Below are 592 nucleotides of genomic sequence, written 5' to 3' on the forward strand. Positions count from 1 at the left end.
CGTCCAGGGCGACGATCAGCGGGTCCTGGCCCTCGTCGTGCGCGGCGGCGACCAGGTCCTCGGGGTGCGCGTACTCGTACGGCGGGACCTGGAGGACCAGGCCCTGGTGGTTGAGGCCGTTGGTCATGCGGTCCAGCTCGGGGCGGGGCGCCTCCATGAGGTTGATGCCGCCGCGCACGACGAGGGCCAGGACCCGCTGATCGTCGCCCTGGACGGGGTCACCGACCCGCGCAACCTCGGCGCGGTCGTCCGGTCCGTCTCCGCGTTCGGCGGGCACGGCGTGGTCGTGCCCGAGCGGCGCGCCGCCGGGATGACCGCCGGTGCCTGGAAGACGTCCGCCGGCACGGCCGCCCGTACGCCCGTCGCCCGGGCCACCAACCTGACGCGGGCGCTGGAGGCGTACAAGAAGGCGGGCGTCGTCGTGGTCGGTCTGGCCGCCGACGGGGAGGCCGAGCTGGGCGACCTCGAGGCGCTGGACGGGCCGGTCGTGATCGTCGTCGGCAGCGAGGGCAAGGGGCTGTCCCGGCTGGTCGGCGAGACCTGTGACGTGCGGGTGCGGATCCCGATGCCGGGCGGCGCGGAGTCGCTCAAC

1 protein-coding gene and 1 pseudogene are annotated in these 592 nt (G+C 75.2%); one reads left to right on the top strand and one right to left on the bottom strand.

Going from position 1 to position 592, the window contains the following annotated elements:
• Positions 1–277, bottom strand: a 277-nt coding sequence (locus CCN29_RS36200) for an RNA methyltransferase substrate-binding domain-containing protein (protein ID WP_442538477.1), incomplete at its 3' end; no start/stop codon positions are given.
• Here CCN29_RS36200 and CCN29_RS24610 point away from each other — a divergent pair.
• Positions 167–592 (top strand): annotated as a pseudogene (locus tag CCN29_RS24610) (23S rRNA (guanosine(2251)-2'-O)-methyltransferase RlmB); the annotation flags it as partial. The gene CCN29_RS36200 and the pseudogene CCN29_RS24610 overlap by 111 nt on opposite strands.

This window comes from Streptomyces pseudogriseolus (genome assembly GCA_002154585.1).
GTDB lineage: Bacteria > Actinomycetota > Actinomycetes > Streptomycetales > Streptomycetaceae > Streptomyces > Streptomyces pseudogriseolus.